18 protein-coding genes are annotated in these 15,931 nt (G+C 65.5%); 17 read left to right on the top strand and 1 reads right to left on the bottom strand.

Annotation, left to right across the window (positions count from 1 at the left end):
- Positions 1 to 26: 26 nt before the first annotated feature.
- The 17 genes from MUY21_RS01095 (at position 27) to MUY21_RS01020 (ending at position 15,201) form a co-directional block, all read left to right on the top strand.
- Positions 27 to 362 (top strand): DUF2190 family protein, encoded by a 336-nt coding sequence (locus tag MUY21_RS01095; RefSeq protein ID WP_248408576.1) that lies wholly within the window; start codon positions 27 to 29, stop codon positions 360 to 362.
- Positions 362 to 673 (top strand): hypothetical protein, encoded by a 312-nt coding sequence (locus MUY21_RS01090; RefSeq protein WP_248408575.1) that lies wholly within the window; start codon positions 362 to 364, stop codon positions 671 to 673. The genes MUY21_RS01095 and MUY21_RS01090 overlap by 1 nt, the downstream gene beginning before the upstream one ends.
- Positions 670 to 1,308: a DUF6441 family protein gene (locus MUY21_RS01085; protein WP_248408574.1), complete on the top strand. Its 639-nt coding sequence runs from the start codon at positions 670 to 672 to the stop codon at positions 1,306 to 1,308. The genes MUY21_RS01090 and MUY21_RS01085 overlap by 4 nt, the downstream gene beginning before the upstream one ends.
- A gap of 546 nt (positions 1,309 to 1,854) precedes the next feature.
- Positions 1,855 to 2,373 (top strand): restriction endonuclease, encoded by a 519-nt coding sequence (locus MUY21_RS01080; RefSeq protein WP_248408573.1) that lies wholly within the window; start codon positions 1,855 to 1,857, stop codon positions 2,371 to 2,373.
- A gap of 45 nt (positions 2,374 to 2,418) precedes the next feature.
- A complete protein-coding gene (locus MUY21_RS01075) occupies positions 2,419 to 2,838 on the top strand; it encodes an acyl-CoA transferase (RefSeq protein WP_248408572.1) in 420 nt (139 codons plus the stop codon).
- 24 nt (positions 2,839 to 2,862) lie between these two features.
- Positions 2,863 to 3,801 (top strand): phage tail tube protein, encoded by a 939-nt coding sequence (locus tag MUY21_RS01070; protein ID WP_248408571.1) that lies wholly within the window; start codon positions 2,863 to 2,865, stop codon positions 3,799 to 3,801.
- Positions 3,801 to 4,238 carry a hypothetical protein gene (locus MUY21_RS01065; RefSeq protein ID WP_248408570.1) on the top strand — a complete coding sequence of 146 codons (438 nt, stop codon included), beginning with the start codon at positions 3,801 to 3,803 and terminating at the stop codon, positions 4,236 to 4,238. Before MUY21_RS01070 ends, MUY21_RS01065 begins: the two co-directional genes overlap by 1 nt.
- A gap of 98 nt (positions 4,239 to 4,336) precedes the next feature.
- Positions 4,337 to 4,465 (top strand): hypothetical protein, encoded by a 129-nt coding sequence (locus tag MUY21_RS16050; RefSeq protein WP_282568900.1) that lies wholly within the window; start codon positions 4,337 to 4,339, stop codon positions 4,463 to 4,465.
- Positions 4,458 to 6,875: a phage tail tape measure C-terminal domain-containing protein gene (locus tag MUY21_RS01060; protein WP_248408569.1), complete on the top strand. Its 2,418-nt coding sequence runs from the start codon at positions 4,458 to 4,460 to the stop codon at positions 6,873 to 6,875. The genes MUY21_RS16050 and MUY21_RS01060 overlap by 8 nt, the downstream gene beginning before the upstream one ends.
- On the top strand, positions 6,875 to 7,501 hold the full coding sequence (locus MUY21_RS01055; RefSeq protein WP_248408568.1) for a DUF2460 domain-containing protein: 627 nt from the start codon (positions 6,875 to 6,877) through the stop codon (positions 7,499 to 7,501). The genes MUY21_RS01060 and MUY21_RS01055 overlap by 1 nt, the downstream gene beginning before the upstream one ends.
- Positions 7,498 to 8,382, top strand: coding sequence for a DUF2163 domain-containing protein (locus MUY21_RS01050; protein WP_248408567.1), 885 nt, complete (start codon positions 7,498 to 7,500; stop codon positions 8,380 to 8,382). The genes MUY21_RS01055 and MUY21_RS01050 overlap by 4 nt, the downstream gene beginning before the upstream one ends.
- Entirely contained in the window at positions 8,379 to 8,825 is a 447-nt protein-coding gene (locus MUY21_RS01045; protein ID WP_248408566.1) for an NlpC/P60 family protein, read from the top strand. The genes MUY21_RS01050 and MUY21_RS01045 overlap by 4 nt, the downstream gene beginning before the upstream one ends.
- A gap of 9 nt (positions 8,826 to 8,834) precedes the next feature.
- A complete protein-coding gene (locus MUY21_RS01040; RefSeq protein WP_248408565.1) occupies positions 8,835 to 12,803 on the top strand; it encodes a glycoside hydrolase/phage tail family protein in 3,969 nt (1,322 codons plus the stop codon).
- Between the two features lie 10 nt (positions 12,804 to 12,813).
- Positions 12,814 to 13,890 carry a DUF2793 domain-containing protein gene (locus tag MUY21_RS01035; RefSeq protein WP_248408564.1) on the top strand — a complete coding sequence of 359 codons (1,077 nt, stop codon included), beginning with the start codon at positions 12,814 to 12,816 and terminating at the stop codon, positions 13,888 to 13,890.
- A gap of 19 nt (positions 13,891 to 13,909) precedes the next feature.
- On the top strand, positions 13,910 to 14,200 hold the full coding sequence (locus tag MUY21_RS01030; protein ID WP_248408563.1) for a DUF6127 family protein: 291 nt from the start codon (positions 13,910 to 13,912) through the stop codon (positions 14,198 to 14,200).
- Between the two features lie 72 nt (positions 14,201 to 14,272).
- On the top strand, positions 14,273 to 14,941 hold the full coding sequence (locus MUY21_RS01025) for a D-Ala-D-Ala carboxypeptidase family metallohydrolase (protein WP_248408562.1): 669 nt from the start codon (positions 14,273 to 14,275) through the stop codon (positions 14,939 to 14,941).
- Between the two features lie 2 nt (positions 14,942 to 14,943).
- A complete protein-coding gene (locus MUY21_RS01020; protein WP_248408561.1) occupies positions 14,944 to 15,201 on the top strand; it encodes a hypothetical protein in 258 nt (85 codons plus the stop codon).
- Positions 15,202 to 15,404: 203 nt separating this feature from the next.
- On the opposite strand, the gene MUY21_RS01010 is transcribed toward MUY21_RS01020, so the two are convergent.
- Positions 15,405 to 15,872 (bottom strand): very short patch repair endonuclease, encoded by a 468-nt coding sequence (locus MUY21_RS01010; RefSeq protein ID WP_248408559.1) that lies wholly within the window; start codon positions 15,870 to 15,872, stop codon positions 15,405 to 15,407.
- Positions 15,873 to 15,931: the final 59 nt, after the last annotated feature.

Below are 15,931 nucleotides of genomic sequence, written 5' to 3'. Positions count from 1 at the left end.
TTCGTCTTTCCACGAGGATCACGTCCATGAAAAACTACGTCCAGCCCGGCAACACCATCACCCTGACCGCGCCCTATGCCGTCGCCTCCGGCGATGGCCTGCTCGTCGGCTCGATCTTCGGTATCGCCGCGGGCGCCGCCGCCCTAGGCGATCCCGTCGAGACCGCGCTCGTCGGCGTGTTCGACATCACCAAGGTCGGCTCCCAGGCCTGGACCGTCGGCGCCAAGGTCTATTGGGACGACACCAACAAGCGCTGCACCACGGTCGCAACCGACAATACCCTGATCGGGGTGGCCGTCGAGGCGGTGGCGAGCGGCGCGGGCGACACCATCGGCCAGGTGCGCCTGAACGCGGCCTTCTGATGAGCGCCTTCGCCGCCGCCGTCGGCGCGCTCTTCGCCGATCCGAACATCGGCCGGGATGCGATCTACATCGCCGACGGCGGTGCGCCCGTGCTGGTGCGCGTCGTCGCCCGGCGCGCGGATGCCGTCTCCGACTTCGGAGATGCGCGGCTCTGGTCGGAAACCACCCGGATCGACCTGCGTGTCGCCGAGGTTGCAACCCCGCGCCCCGGTGACCGCATCGAGATCGACGGCGACGCCTTCCTCATTCAGGGTGAGCCTGTTCGCGACCGCGACCGGCTGGTCTGGACCGTCGATCTGCGACCGGCATGAAACTGAAGCTCGACATCGATCCCGACATCGTGGCCATGATGGCAGCCGAGGTCGTGGCCGGGGAGCGCGCAGTTACGGCCGCCATGCGCGAGGCGGGAACCGGGCTGAAATCCGCTTGGCGGTCGCAGATCACCGGCGCGGGGCTCGGACGAAGGCTCGCCAACTCGATCCGCAACCAGAACTTCCCGCGGTCGGGCGAAAGCCTCCATGCGGCGGCGCTGGTCTGGTCGAAAGCCCCGGTCATCGTCGGCGCTCATGACACCGGCCCACTGATCCGCTCCAAGGATGGGTTTTGGCTGGCAATCCCGCTGCCTGCCGCAGGCAAGTCCACGCGCGGTGGCCGGATCACTCCCGGCGAATGGGAACGGCGGCGCGGGCTCCGCCTGCGGTTTGTCTACCGCCGGACGGGTCCGAGCCTTCTGGTCGCGGAAGGTCGGCTGAACACGAAAGGTCAGGCCGTGGTGTCGCGCTCGAAGACCGGGCGCGGCAAGGTCACCGCGCCGATCTTCCTGCTGGTCCCGCAGGTTAAGCTACCGAAGCGGTTGGACTTGGCGCGGGACGCGGAGCGTGCGGTGGATGATGTGCCAGGGCGGATCGTGGCGAACTGGGTTGAGGTGCGGTTCTTACAGAAATGATCGTGCCGACGCGAAGGGATCAGAATTTCGATCGAGTGGCTCGGCTCCAGTTTGATGCACTGTCTTTCTTGAAGTCCTCCCGTGACCCCATTGGTTCGACTATCCTTGTTCGCGCCGGGGGGTTCAGGTTCAAATGCTCCGAACAGCAAAGCGTGTGCGGGACGGCTTCCAAAGTGATCTGTGATATCTCTGATCCACAAACGATGCACTTTTTGGCAGATTGGCGATGCAATATTGAGCCAGCAGGGCTTTCCAGAGAAAACAAATCAAGTGTAATTTCTTTGGAGCGACACTTTGAACAGACAGCATGATCTTTTAGTCGTTGCACGTATTCATTGCCGATTTCTTCGTGAAAGGACTTAGTGTGTCCGCACCTCACACAACGTAGGATGGCGTGAACCTTGCCGTCGTTCGGGAGACGCTTCACGGATTGATTTCTGACAGTTAAAGTCATTTTCATTCGATATAAGTGCAAGTTACAGGAAGAAGCTGTCGTTGCGATTATGAAAGCACAAGTACGCGACTTCACAAACCATAAACAGAGCCATGACGACGAAGCGAAACCTGACCGCGTCGCTAATGAGAGCGCTAGCTACCGGCCGACCAATACTCGACCCAGACACCGATGAGCTTAGGCTCGTCGACGAATCTGGCGGTGCACTGGCCTCATGGCGTCTTGACGATCTGTCGCCAGCCGACCTGGGATATGCATTTGAGCGGCTGGTTGGGCTGGCTCTCGAAGATCGAGGCTACACAGTAGATTATCGAGGGCTCCGGTTGAAAATGCTGGATGGCGGGATTGACTTGATCGCCATCGCTCCAAGCGGGGAGGTTTGCTTCTATCAGTGCAAGGCAACCAGCCAGAACATCGGACCACAAGAAGTTGAGCGGATCCTGTACAAGGCGGGCAATTTCATCGCAAAACAGACGGTCGTTTCTCCCTGTCATCTCGTTCTCGCCGTGGTGGATCGGGCGGTAATATCTGCGAAGGCAATGCACCGATGGAACCGTCACAACTCGTTGCAGAACCGTGTTCAATTGCGGGTCGAAGAGTACCCTTGGTGATAAGCAACGGCTTTTGTCCGAAACGAACTGATTGCTGATTATTACATGCCCACCCCCCGCGAAACCATCCTCACCGCGCTGCACGCGCGGCTTTCGGCGCTGCTCGCCACCGCCCTGCGCGGCGAGGTGCTGCCCGAGCGCGTTCCGATCGATGGCCTGCTGATCCTGCGCGATGGCGAGCCGGGAGAGCCCGAGGTCACGCTGTCGCCGCTGCGCTACCACTACCAGCACCGGGCTGAGATTGAGGCGGTCGTGCAGGGTAACGACCGTGACGCCGCGTTCGACACTTTGACCGCTAGCATCGGCGTAGCGATCACCGCTGACCGCACGCTGGGCGGGCTCTGCGACTGGGTCGAAGCGGAGACACCGCATCCGGTCGATCTGCCCATCGAGGGAGTGGCGAGCCTGAAGGCTGCCGTCATTCCGGTGATGCTGCATTATTCCACGGCCGACCCGCTGGCCTGATCCCAACAATCCAAGGAGAACAGTATGGCACGAGCCCAAGGGGCGCGGGCGCAGATGGCGCTTGCGTTCGAGACGACCTATGGAACGCCGCCGGTGGGCGGCTTCACGAAGATGCCCTTCGCCAGCACCTCGCTTGGCGCAGAGCAGCCGCTGCTGAACTCCGAACTGCTCGGTTACGGCCGGGATCCGCTGGCGCCGATCAAGGATGCGGTGACGGCCGATGGCGATGTGGTCGTGCCGCTCGATGCGGAAGCCTTCGGATTCTGGCTGAAGGCGGCCTTCGGCGATCCGACCACGACTGGCACCGGCCCCTGGACGCATGAGTTCCAGTCGGGGTCTTGGACGCTGCCCAGCATGTCCATCGAGACCGGCATGCCTGAGGTCCCGCGTTTTGCGATGTATTCCGGATGCGTGCTCGACCAGATCAACTGGCAGATGCAGCGATCTGGTCTGCTGACCGCGACCGCGCGGCTGATCGCACAGGGCGAGACCGTGGGCACGACGACCAGCGCCGGGACGCCAGCTGCTCTTGAATTGCAGCGCTTTGGCCATTTCAACGGCGCGATTGCGCGCAACGGATCGGCGCTCGGCAACGTGGTTTCAGCCGACATCACCTATGCAAACAACCTCGACCGGATCGAGACCATCCGCTCGGATGGCCGCATTGATGGGGCCGACCCGTCTATTGCCGCGCTGACCGGCTCCATCGAGGTCCGTTTCGCCGACCAGACGCTGGTGACACAGGCAATCAATGGCGATCCCTGCGAGCTCGAGTTTGCCTATGAGCTGCCCTCTGGAGAAAGTTTCACCTTCACCGTGCACGCCGTCTACTTGCCTCGCCCGCGCATCGAGATTTCCGGACCGCAGGGCGTGCAAGCGACGTTCGACTGGCAGGCGGCGCGCGACAGTACGGTCGGGCGGATGTGCACGGCGACCCTGATCAATGACATTGAGGTATACTGATGCTGACGCTCGAACTGACGAACGCGCCCCGCTGGCATGACCTCGCCCCTGGCGTCCGGGTGCAACTCCGCCCGCTGACCACCGCGCTGATGGTGGCCACGCGCAGCGATCCGGCCGTCGAGGCGGTGCCCGAGGACGCCTCCGACGAGGAGCGCGCGGTCGCCTTCGCCAAGGCGTTGGCCCGACGCGCGGTGCTCGCCTGGGAGGGCATCGGCGATGCGGACGGCAAGCCCATCGATCCCAGCCCCGTGGCCATCGACGCGCTGCTCGACGTCTGGCCGATCTTCGAGGCTTTCCAACTGACCTACGTCTCCAAGGGCCTGCTTCTGGAACAGGAAAAAAACGCCTCCGCGCTCTCGCCGACTGGTCCTTCGGCGGGGGCGACCGATATTGCGACGCCTGCCAAACGGCGTGCGAAGACTGCCCGGCGCGGCTGAACCGTCCGGAAACTCCGGAGGGTTGGCAGGTCTGGGACCTCGTCGGCCGTCTCGGCGGCCAGCTGCGAGTCCTGCCCGGCGCCGTGATCGGCTGGGACATGTCGGCCGCGCTGGCGCTCGGTGACGCGCTCGGCGTGCCGCCGCTCGCCATGGCCGAACTTCTGCCCGTCATCGAAGCGGTGATGGTCTCCAAGCTCAACGAACAGATGGAACGTCCCGATGGCTGAAAAACGCGTCAGCGTCCGCCTTGCTGCGGTAGGCGGCCGACAGGTGCGCGCCGAACTGGAAGGTGTGGGCGAAGCCGGTGCGCGCGGGTTCGGCCGTCTTAGCCGGGAATTGGAAGCAGCCAATACACGGCTCGCGGCGTTTTCCCGCCGTGTCACAGTGGCCGCCGCTGCCGCCGTGGCCGCCGCTGCTGCTGCTGGCGTGGCGATGGTCCGATCCGGGCTGCAGACAGTCGACGCGCAGGCCAAACTGGCCCAGTCTCTCGGGACCACGGTCGCCTCGATCCAGACGTTGGAGCGGGCGGGTGAGTTGGCGGGCGTCTCCATCTCCGGGATTGAGCAGGCGACCAAGGATCTGACTCGACGGCTCAGCCAGGCGGCCGCCGGGACGGGACCTGCTGCCGACGCGCTGGATCGGCTCGGGCTCTCGGCCACCGAGCTGATCGCCCTGCCGCTTGACCAACGTGTGGGCGCGATCAACGCGGCAATCGAAAGTTTCGTGCCCGCCGCAGAACGCGCCGCCGTCGCGGGCCAGCTTTTCGGCGAGGAAGGCTCCATAGCGATGTCGCGGATCGACACCGCGACGCTGCGCCAGGCGACAGAGGATGTTCTGGCCTTCGGCGTCGTCGTATCGGAGCAGGATGCCGACCAGATCGAGCGGACGAACGACGCCATCTCAAGGCTGGGGCTGATCTGGCGCGGGCTGTCGAACCAGCTGGCGGTCGCTGCGGCACCCGCGCTGGAAGCGGTCGCGAATGCCATGGCGGCCGTGGCCAGCCGCACCGGGCCTCTCGGCATCGCGATCCGAGGCCTTTTCGACAACATCGGCCGTCTAACCACCTATGCCGCCACGTTTGTGGCTTTTCTTGCAGGGCGTTGGGTCGCCGGGATGGCGGTTGCTGCCCTGTCGGTCCGTGGGCTCGCCACGGCGCTGGTCCTGTTGCGCGGCGCGCTGATCCGCACCGGCATCGGGGCGTTGATCGTTGGCGCTGGCGAGCTTGTCTACCAGTTCACCCGCCTCGTGTCGGGCGCGGGCGGATTTGGCGAGGCAATGTCGCTCCTGAAGGACCTCGCCGTCGAGGTCTGGGACCGTATCAAGATGGGGGCTGCGGCGGCGGGCGCTGCGGCCACGGCGATGTTCTTCGATCTGAAGGCCGATGCCGCCTCCGGAGTGCAGAGCGCCATCGAGAGCGTCGTGGCTTTTGGCAACACAGCTGCGAACACGTTTGAGGGCGCCTATGAGGCAATCAAGGCAATCTGGGGCATGCTCCCGGCGGCCATCGGTGACCTGGCGTTTCAGGCGGCCAACAGCCTGATCGACGGTGTCGAGGCGATGCTGAATGGCGTCGTCTCGCGGATCAACACGTTCATCGGTGGGATTAACCAAGGGTTGGAAGCGCTCGGCTCCGAGCGGCGCATCTCGATCATCCCCGATCTTGAGCTGGGTCAGATCGAGAACCGTTTCGAAGGTGCCGCAACGGCTGCAACCACCGCCGCGCAATCCGCCTTCGACCGGGCGTTCGAGAACAACCCGCTCACTGCACCCGATCTCGGGCTCACCCAAGCGGCCAATACTGCGCTTGCCACCGCAAATACCTATCGCGGTGCCGCGCGCGATCTGGCCGAGGGGGCACGCGCGCCGCTCGCCAGTTGGCAGGCGTTGCGCGATGCGGTGCGGGGCAGCGATGAAGGTGGCGCGGACGCGCTGACCGAGGCGACCAACGCAGCTGATCGCTTTGAGACAGCCCTTGGTGATGCCGGACGCGCCGCTGCCGGTGCGGGCGCAGCGGCCGCGGCTGCAGCGGCCGCCGCCGAACCCAATACCGAAGCCGCCGTCACCGGCTGGCAGGCGGTCACCGCTGCACTTTTGGACTATGCCAGCAAGGCCCGCGATATCGGCGGTGATATCGGCCAGGCGCTGGTTGGTGCATTTCAGTCGGCTGAGAACGCCGTCGGCGAGTTCGTCAAGACCGGCAAGCTGGACTTCCGCGGTCTGGTCACCTCGCTTTTGGCCGATCTCGCCAAGCTGGCGGCGCGGCGGTTCATCCTCGGGCCGATCGCCAATGCGCTTTCCGGCGCGCTTGGGGGTGCGGGCGGGATCTTCGCGAACATCTTGCATGCAGGCGGCATGGTAGGGGCCTCCGCGCCAGGCCGGATGGTCCCGGCCATGGCATTCGCGGCCGCGCCCCGGATGCATTCCGGCGGCGTTGCCGGTCTCCGCCACGATGAAGTCCCGGCAATCCTGCAGCGCGGAGAGCGAGTGCTGTCGCGGCGTGAGGCACAGAGCTACGGCACGGGCGGCGGTGTGAACGTCACGATCATGGCCCGCGATGCCGAGAGCTTCCGCCAATCCCGGACGCAGGTCGCGGCCGACATCGCTCGCGCGGTGTCGCTCGGGCGGAGGGGCATGTGATGGCGTTTCACGAGGTCCAGTTTCCCGACAACATCAGCCGGGGCGCGCGCGGTGGGCCGGAGCGGCGGACGCAGATTGTCGAGCTCGCTTCCGGCGACGAGGAGCGCAACGCCAGCTGGGCGAACAGCCGCCGCCGCTACGATGTCGCCTATGGCATCCGCCGCACTGACGATCTGGCGGCGGTCGTGGCTTTCTTCGAGGCGCGAAACGGTCGGCTCTACGGGTTCCGGTTCAAGGACTGGGGCGACCACAAGTCCGGCCTTCCCTCGGGAACGCCAGCACCGAACGATCAGGCGATTGGCACCGGCGACGGCGCGACGACCGCCTTCCAACTGGTCAAGCGCTACACCTCCGGGGCGCAATCCTGGACGCGCGCCATCGCTAAACCAGTGACCGGAACCGTGCGCATTGCGCTCGGCGGGGTGGAGCAGCCCTCCGGCTGGTCGGTCGACACCACGACCGGCGTCGTCACTTTCAGCGCCGCGCCGGGCGCTGGCGTCGCGATCACCGCAGGCTTCGAGTTCGACGTTCCCGTCCGCTTCGACACCGATGCGCTCGATGTGACACTCGACCTCGAGCGCATCGGCTCGATCACTTCCATTCCGCTTCTGGAGATCCGGCGATGAAGTCGCTCGACCCCGACCTGCAGGCCCATCTCGATGGTGGCACGACGACGCTCGCCTGGTGCTGGCGCATCATCCGCGCGGATAGCGTAACCTTTGGCTTTACCGATCATGATCGGACGCTCAGCTTCGATGGCACTGACTTCGAGCCCGAGAGCGGGCTGACTGCGTCTGAAGTCCGGTCGGGCTCGGACCTGTCGGTCGACGCGCAGGACGCCGAGGGCGTGCTGACCTCCGACCGGATCACCGAGACCGATATCCTCGACGGCCGCTGGGACAACGCCGAGGTCGAGGTCTGGCGCGTGAACTGGGCCGACACCGGTCAGCGCGTGCTGATGCGCCGCGGCGCCATCGGCCAGATCCGGCGTGGGCGGCTCGCCTTCGTCGCCGAGGTGCGCTCGCTGGCGCATGTGCTGGGCCAGACGGTCGGGCGGACGTTCCAGGCGACCTGCGATGCCGCGCTCGGCGACGCGCGCTGCGGCGTCGATCTGGAGGATCCCGCCTACAAGGGCACGGGCGTTGTCATCGATCTCCTGCGCGACAGGGCCTTCACCGCCTCGGGGCTCGGCGGGTTCGCCTCCGGCTGGTTCACCTTCGGCACCATCGAATGGACCAGCGGCGCGAACGCGGGGCGGCGCACCGAGGTGCTGGGCCACGACGTGACCGACGGCATCGCCATCCTGACCCTGCTCGAAGCGCCGGTGCGTGCCATTGGCGAGGGCGATGCCTTCACCATCCGCGCGGGCTGCGACAAGCGGATCGAGACCTGTGGCGCGAAGTTCGCCAACTCGGCCAACTTCCGCGGCTTCCCGCATATCCCGGGCCAGGACGCCGTCTTGCGCTACGCCACTAAGGACGGCGGGCACGAGGGAGGCGTGCTGTGACGCAACCCCTCGCATTGGCCGACCCCGCACGCGTCATCGCCATCGCGCGCTCTTGGCTGGGCACGCCGTATCACGACCAGGCCAGCCTTCGGGGTGTCGGCTGCGACTGCCTTGGATTGGCCCGCGGCGTCTGGCGCGAAGTCGTCGGGCCAGAGCCGTTCCCAATCCCGCCCTACAGCCGGGACTGGGGCGAAACCGGACCGCGCGAGGTTCTGGCAGAGGGCGCGCGGCGCATGATGCCGGAAATCGCACCTGCTGACGCCGATCCCGGCGCGCTGGTCCTCTTTCGCATGAAGCCTCGCGCGATTGCCAAGCATGTCGGGATCCTCACCGGTCCCGACAGCTTCCTCCACGCCTACGAGCGCCTTGGCGTGATCGAGGAGCCGCTCACTCCCTCCTGGCGGCGGCGCATTTCCTTCGCCTTCCTGTTTCCGCAACGCTGAGATCATCCCATGGCTACCCTCGTTCTCGGTGCCGCTGGCGCTGCCATTGGCGGCAGCATTGGCGGTGCGATTCTCGGCGTCAGTGCCGCCACGATTGGCGGTTTCATCGGCTCCACTATTGGCTCGGTCGTCGACAGCTGGATCATCTCGTCGCTCGCCCCGACCCAGCGCATTGAAGGCGCGCGGATGGACAATCTGCGCATCACCTCGGCCACCGAAGGTGCGGTGATCCCGCGTCTCTACGGTCGCATACGGATCGGCGGCAATATTGTATGGGCAACGGATTTCCGCGAGGAGACCAAGACCACTACGCAGGGTGGTGGCAAGGGCGGGGGCGGGGGCGGCAAGGTTAAGACGACCGAATACTTCTACTATGCTAGCTTTGCGGTCGCTCTCTGCGAGGGTCCAATCACCGGCATTGGCCGCATCTGGGCCGACGGCAAACTGCTGGACACCGCTGGGATCACCTGGCGCTGGTATCCGGGCGACCAGGGTCAGACGGCCGATCCGTTCATTTCGGTAAAGATGGGCGCGGCCAATACGCCAGCCTATCGCGGCACGGCATATGTCGTTTTCGAGGACCTGCCGCTGGGAGACTATGGCAACCGCATCCCGCAGCTGAGTTTTGAGGTCTTCCGCCCGCTCGCCGATCCGGACACCGCGGAGGGTCTGACGCAGGCGGTCACCATGATCCCGGCATCCGGCGAGTTCGCCTATGCCACGCAGGGCATCCGGAAAGGCAGTAGCGGGTCGCAGACGGCTGAAAACCTCAACGCGCTGACTAACACTGCCGACATGGTGGTAGCACTGGACCGGCTGCAGGCGATGGCACCGAAGGTCGAGAGCGTTAGCCTCGTCGTTGCCTGGTTCGGCGACGATCTGCGCGCGGGCAATTGCAAAGTGCGGCCCGGGGTCGAGGTGACCGCCAAGTCGACCACCCCCGCCAGCTGGTCGGTAAACGGCGTGAGCCGCGCCAATGCCTTCCTCGTCAGCCGGGATGCAGAGGATCGTCCAGTCTATGGCGGCACGCCGTCCGACTTCGCCGTGGTGCGGGCGATCCAGGAGATGAAGGCGCGCGGGCTGCGGGTGACCTTCTATCCGTTCATCCTGATGGACGTGCCGCCCGGCAACACGCTGCCGAACCCGTATTCCGACAACGCGGCCGAGACTGGCCAGCCCGCTTTTCCATGGCGGGGGCGGATCACCTGTTCGCCTGCCGCTGGCTTCGCAGGGACCGCGGACAAGACCGCCACGGCGGCAAGCCAGGTCGCTGCGCTGTTCGGCGCGGCGACACCTGCGAGCTTCAGTGTCTCGGGCGAGAGCGTCAGCTGGATCGGCACGCCCGGCGACTGGGGCCTGCGGCGCATGGTGCTGCACTACGCCCATCTCTGCGCGGCAGCAGGCGGGGTCGATGCGTTCCTCATCGGCACCGAGATGCCGGGCCTGACGACGATCCGTTCGGGCGCGGCCACCTATCCGGCCGTGCAGGCCTACCGGGACCTGCTCGCGGATGTGCGGTCGATCCTCGGGTCCGGGACGAAGATCGGCTATGCCGCCGACTGGTCAGAATACTTCGGGCACCAGCCGGGTGACGGCAGCGGTGACGTGTTCTTCCATCTCGACCCGCTCTGGGCCGATCCGGAGATCGATTTCGTCGGGATCGACAACTACATGCCGCTGTCGGACTGGCGCGACGGCTTCGAGCACGCCGACGCGGCCGAGGGCTGGCCCGCGATCTACGACCGCGCCTACCTGCAGGCGAACATCGCGGGCGGCGAAGGCTTCGACTGGTTCTATGCCAGCGCGGCCAATCGCACCGCTCAGGTGCGCACGCCCATCACCGACGGTGCTGCAGGGAAGCCATGGGTCTTCCGCTACAAGGATCTGCGCGCCTGGTGGTCGAACGCGCATTACGACCGCCCGGGCGGGGTGGAGAGCGGGACGCCGACGGCGTGGGCGCCGCAGTCGAAGCCGATCTGGTTCACCGAGTTGGGCTGCCCGGCCATCGATCGGGGCACCAACCAGCCCAACGTCTTCTTCGACCCGAAGTCGTCCGAGAGCTTCACGCCGCATTTCTCGCGGGGCTGGCGGGATGATGCCATCCAGCGGGCCTATCTCGAGGCGACCTATCTCTGGTGGGGCACGCCGGCGATCAACCCGGTGTCCTCGGTCTACGGCGGCCGGATGGTGCACGTCCCCGAATGCGCCGCTTGGACCTGGGACGCGCGGCCGTACCCATTCTTTCCGGCGCTGACCGACGTCTGGACCGACGGCGCCAACTGGCGGCTGGGCCACTGGCTGACCGGGCGGCTCGGCGCGGTGTCGCTGGCGGCGCTCGTCCGGCACCTCTGTCGCCGCGCCGGGTTGCCAGAGGCGCGGGTCGACGTCACCGGCCTCTGGGGCGCGGTCGAAGGCTATGCCATCGGCGCGCTCGAAAGCCCGCGCGCCTCGATCACCACGTTGTCGCGCCATTTCGGTTTCGACGCAGTCGAGACCGAAGGGGTGATCCGGTTTGTCATGCGCGGGCGCGCAGCGGTGGCCAGTGTGACACACGACGATCTGGTGGCCGCTCGCGACGGCGACGTTCTGGAACTCACCCGCGCGCAGGAAACCGAGCTGCCAGAGGCTCTTAAGTGGCAGGTGGCGCGGGCTGACGAGGATTACGACGCCACCCTCGTCGAGGCGCGCCGCATCACCGTCGACACGACGCGGATCGCGTCCGAGAGCTTTCCGATGGCGGTGCCGCCCGAGGAGGCCGAGCGGCGCTGCCGCCGCGCGTTGATGGAGGCATGGGTGGGGCGCGAGACGGCGGCGTTCCGTCTGCCGCCTTCGCGGCTCGCGCTCGATCCGGCCGATGTCGTGACGCTGGCCCATGATGGGCGACACATTCCGCTGCGGTTGGTCTCGATTGCGGATGCCGATGCACGCGGGATCGAAGCGGTCCGCCAGGATCGCGAGGCCCACGACTTGCCGCCCGGAACACCAAGACCGTCGTCCCTGTCAAAGGCCGTTGTCTTCGGCGCACCTGTGGTTGTGCTGATGGACCTGCCGCAGCTTACCGAGGATCAGCCCGCGCATCGACTGTTCATCGCTGCCCATGCCACTCCCTGGCCGGGCGAGATGGCAGTGTTCCGCAGCCCATCGACCGATGGCTTCGATCTGCTGACAACCTTTGGCGGCCGGGCCCGGATCGGGACGCTGGTCTCGGATTTCTTCGCAGGCCCGACCTCGCGCTTCGATCTCGGCAATGCGCTGGTGATCGATCTGCTGACCGGCACACTGGAGAGCATCACCGACCTGACCCTGTTCGGTGGGGCCAATGTGCTGGCCATCGAGAGTGCGCCCGGCACTTGGGAAATCGTGCAGGCGAGCGCTGCCGAGTTGATCGCGCCGGGCCGTTATAGGCTGACGCGCCTGCTGCGCGGCCAGCGCGGCACCGAGGGCGCGATGGCCAATCCAGCTCCGGCAGGCGCGCGGGTTGTGGCGCTGGACGACGCTCTCGCCTCATTGCCAATCGCCGAGGCCGATCTGGGACTGCCGTGGAACTGGCGCATCGGCCCCGCGAGCCGTCCGGTCAGCGACGAGACCTACGTGGCGCAGGCCTTCACGCCTGAAGGCGTCGGGCTGCGGCCGTTCTCGGTCGCCCATGTCGAGCAGCCGTGGCGCACGCCGCGCACGCCCGGCGATCTGACGATCCGCTGGACACGGCGATCCCGGGCTCTTGCGGCCGACAGCTGGGGCGCGGTGGAGGTGCCCTTGGTCGAGGAAGTCGAAGCCTACGAGGTCGAGATCCTCGATGGCAGCACGGTGAAACGGGTGCTGAGCGCGACCACGACCAGCGCGATCTACACGGCCGCCCAGCAAACCACCGATTGGGGCGGGCTGCTCGCGCCCGGCGACACGCTCGACATCCGCATCTTCCAGCTCTCCGCACTGATCGGGCGGGGTGCGGCCAAAACCGTCACGCTAACTTTCTGAAGGCCAACCCATGTCCGACGCCACCACTAACCTGCTGCTGCCTTACATACTGGCGGCGCAGGCCCAGAAGCATGTCACCCACAACGAGGCCCTGCGCCTGCTCGACGGACTCGTACAGCTTTCCGTTCTCGACCGAGATCTGACTGCGCCACCCGGTTCTCCCAATGATGGCGACCGCTACATCGTGGCCAGCGGCGGCACCGGTGACTGGACGGGGTGGGACGCGAACGTGGCACTATTCACCGACGGGGCTTGGCTTCGCCTGCCGCCACGCACCGGCTGGCGCGCATGGGTCGAGGACGAAGGTCTGCTGTTGGTCTACGACGGCACGGGCTGGGTCGGCTCGACCCCGGACGCCCTGCAGAACCTTGCACTTCTGGGGCTGGGGACCACCGCCGACGCCGCCAATCCATTCTCCGCGAAGCTGAACGCCGCGCTCTGGACGGCGAAGACCGTGGCCGAAGGCGGAAACGGCGACCTGTTCTACACCATGAACAAAGAGGCTGGGAGCGACGATCTCGGGCTCACGCTCCAGAGCAACTTCGTGACCAAGGCACTGGTCGGCCTCTTCGGCTCCGACCGCTTCCGCCTCGCGGTTTCCGCCGATGGAAGCACCTTCTTCGACGGTCTGATCATCGACAACGCCAATGGCATCGTCGACCAGCCACAGCTGCCGCGCTTCAAGGCTTACACCAACTACGACAACTACGTGGGCGTCGGGACCTGGACAAAGATCGGCCTCAACATCACCGACTATAACGATCAGGGGGCTTTCGATGCTGGGACCAGCCTCTTCGCCGCGCCGGTCGACGGGACATATTTGTTTGGCGCAACGCTGCTCTACAAGATCAATGCCAGCGCCACGGCCCGCATGCGTGGGCGACTGGTGCTGAACGGCGCGACAGAAATACGGGGCTCCTTCGGCGAAATCTCTGCCACCCATGTTTCGCTGGCCACCGCGATCTGGCTGCAAACCATGGTGCCGCTGACTGCAGGCGACACCGTTGAACTGCAGGGGTATTTCCGGGTCGCGGACGGCTATTTCGCCGCCGACCACACGTCCTTCTGGGGCTGCAAGGTCGGCTGAGCGGCTGGAGGAATAGCCCATGACACCACCCCGATCCGATCAGGGCTTTGTCCGTATGCCCGACGCTGAGTTCGAGGCGATGCTGGCACGCGCTGCCGAGAAAGGCGCGAAGCGCGCACTCGCCGATGTCGGCCTCGACGGTGAAGAAGCGGCGCTCGATATCCGGGATTTGCGCTCGCTACTGGACTGCATCCGGCTGGTGCGCCGCACGGCAATGCAGACCGCCGTCCGTATGATCACCACCGGCGTCATGCTGGCGCTGTTGGCCGGGATCGCGCTCAAACTCAAGATCTTCGGCGGCGGCTCGTAGAGGCGGCCCATCCCATTCATCAGCCTAACTACACCCGCCCTTGAGGCGGGTTTTTCGTTTCTGGAGGACACTATGACCACGACATTTTACGAACATTGGCGCGACGTGCCGGATAAAGCCTGGCGCTGGACCAACTTCTCGCCCGCCGAAATCGCCTGCCGCGGCACCGGCAAGCTGCTGATCAACAAACCTGCGCTCGACAAGTTGCAAGTGTTGCGCGACCGGCTGGGTAAACCGCTGATCGTCCGCTCCGCCTATCGCAGTCCTGAACACAACCGCGCCGTCGGCGGCGCAACCCGCTCGAAGCACATGGACGGCGCGGCATTCGACATCGCTATGTCAAACCACGATCCCGTTGCATTCGAGGCGGCGGCACGAGCAGTGGAGTTCCTTGGGTTCGGCTTCTATCCGCGCTCGGGGTTCATGCATGTCGACCTCGGACCCGCCCGCCAGTGGGGCGAGCGCTGCCCGGTCCGCGCGACAGCTTTTGCTGCGGAAACCCAGCCAGCGCGCGAGGTGCTTTCGCAAAGCCGGACCATGAAAGGCGGCGGGGCGGCAGGTGTTGCAACCTTGGGCGCGGCCGGGGTCGAGGTTGCGCAGAGTGTCCTCGCCGAGACCCAGTCCGCCGTCCTCCCGCTGGTCCCATATCTCGATACGCTTCGCTGGGTATTCATCGCCTTGGCGCTCGGTGGGATCGCAGTCACGATCTACGCCCGGCTCGACGATTGGAAACGGGGGTAGCGATGATCGCCATCTTGCTCGGCGCGATCGCCGCCAGCCCGTGGATGCGGGCGGCGCTGCGCTATGGTGCCATCGCGCTCGCCGTGCTCCTGTTCCTGCTTTCACTTCGGCGGTTCGGCGAGCGAGCGGGACGCCTCACCGAACGCCTTGAGACCACAGAGAAGGCCTATGATGTCCAACGCCAGATGCTGGAAGCGGCGGCTCGCCGTCCTCGTGATCGGGACGAGCTGGTTGACCGGCTGCGCGACGGCGGATTTTAGAGCGGGTGGATTGGCGGCATGTCCGCCGGTCGTGGAATACAGCAGGGAGCTCCAAGCGCGAGCGGCTGAGGAATTGGCGATGCTGCCGGACGGATCGGCCATCGTCGAGATGATGGGTGACTATGCTGTAATGCGAGACCAGGTGCGCAGCTGCAGATAGAGTAAGTTTTACTTGTTCTTCAGTGCAGTCTGCAGAGTATCGATCATTCAGAATGCTTGATATCATTTTCGCCAACTTCAAGCTGACTGCTGTCTGAGGGCAGCCATGCCGCAAGAAGTTCAACCGTTGTGGCCAATTGGTCGGTCTTGCGCAACGAACACTCCCACACCGTTGCGACCCGCCATCCTGTCTCTATCAACTGGCCCCGTATAGCGGCGTCCCGGATCACATTCGCGTCGAACTTTGCCTGCCAGAACTCTGGACGCGTCGATGGAGTGGTTGTGTAACGACAGCCCTCATGGCGGTGCCAGAAGCAGCCATGCACGAAGACGATTGCGTGATGCTTCGGAAACACGAGGTCAGGTCGCCCGGGGACATTCTTCGAATGCAGCCGGTAACGGAAACCGCGCGCATGAAGTGCCCGCCGAAGCACCAGTTCGGGCTTCGTGTTCTTCCCCTTGATCCCGGCCATCATCCGGGAACGGGTCTGTTTGTCTACGATATCGGTCACGTGCACCCTGGTCTTCGATCTGTAACCTGGTATACACCGACTGAATGAATTTCGTCAGG

Origin of the sequence: Aliiroseovarius sp. S2029 (assembly GCF_023195575.1) — a bacterium.
GTDB classification, from domain to species: domain Bacteria; phylum Pseudomonadota; class Alphaproteobacteria; order Rhodobacterales; family Rhodobacteraceae; genus Aliiroseovarius; species Aliiroseovarius zhejiangensis.
The sequence above is the reverse complement of the archived record's forward strand: the minus strand, read 5'-3'. Positions and strand labels throughout refer to the sequence as shown.

What these genes read in the sequence shown, in the direction of transcription:
- MUY21_RS01095 (WP_248408576.1), top strand. Translation starts at nt 27, where the DNA reads ATGAAAAACTACGTCCAGCCCGGCAACACCATCACCCTGACCGCGCCC.
- MUY21_RS01070 (WP_248408571.1), top strand. Translation starts at nt 2,863, where the DNA reads ATGGCACGAGCCCAAGGGGCGCGGGCGCAGATGGCGCTTGCGTTCGAG.
- MUY21_RS01090 (WP_248408575.1), top strand. Translation starts at nt 362, where the DNA reads ATGAGCGCCTTCGCCGCCGCCGTCGGCGCGCTCTTCGCCGATCCGAAC.
- MUY21_RS01065 (WP_248408570.1), top strand. Translation starts at nt 3,801, where the DNA reads ATGCTGACGCTCGAACTGACGAACGCGCCCCGCTGGCATGACCTCGCC.
- MUY21_RS01035 (WP_248408564.1), top strand. Translation starts at nt 12,814, where the DNA reads ATGTCCGACGCCACCACTAACCTGCTGCTGCCTTACATACTGGCGGCG.
- MUY21_RS01030 (WP_248408563.1), top strand. Translation starts at nt 13,910, where the DNA reads ATGACACCACCCCGATCCGATCAGGGCTTTGTCCGTATGCCCGACGCT.
- MUY21_RS01040 (WP_248408565.1), top strand. Translation starts at nt 8,835, where the DNA reads ATGGCTACCCTCGTTCTCGGTGCCGCTGGCGCTGCCATTGGCGGCAGC.
- MUY21_RS01025 (WP_248408562.1), top strand. Translation starts at nt 14,273, where the DNA reads ATGACCACGACATTTTACGAACATTGGCGCGACGTGCCGGATAAAGCC.
- MUY21_RS01050 (WP_248408567.1), top strand. Translation starts at nt 7,498, where the DNA reads ATGAAGTCGCTCGACCCCGACCTGCAGGCCCATCTCGATGGTGGCACG.
- MUY21_RS01075 (WP_248408572.1), top strand. Translation starts at nt 2,419, where the DNA reads ATGCCCACCCCCCGCGAAACCATCCTCACCGCGCTGCACGCGCGGCTT.
- MUY21_RS01085 (WP_248408574.1), top strand. Translation starts at nt 670, where the DNA reads ATGAAACTGAAGCTCGACATCGATCCCGACATCGTGGCCATGATGGCA.
- MUY21_RS01055 (WP_248408568.1), top strand. Translation starts at nt 6,875, where the DNA reads ATGGCGTTTCACGAGGTCCAGTTTCCCGACAACATCAGCCGGGGCGCG.
- MUY21_RS01020 (WP_248408561.1), top strand. Translation starts at nt 14,944, where the DNA reads ATGATCGCCATCTTGCTCGGCGCGATCGCCGCCAGCCCGTGGATGCGG.
- MUY21_RS01080 (WP_248408573.1), top strand. Translation starts at nt 1,855, where the DNA reads ATGACGACGAAGCGAAACCTGACCGCGTCGCTAATGAGAGCGCTAGCT.
- MUY21_RS01060 (WP_248408569.1), top strand. Translation starts at nt 4,458, where the DNA reads ATGGCTGAAAAACGCGTCAGCGTCCGCCTTGCTGCGGTAGGCGGCCGA.
- MUY21_RS16050 (WP_282568900.1), top strand. Translation starts at nt 4,337, where the DNA reads ATGTCGGCCGCGCTGGCGCTCGGTGACGCGCTCGGCGTGCCGCCGCTC.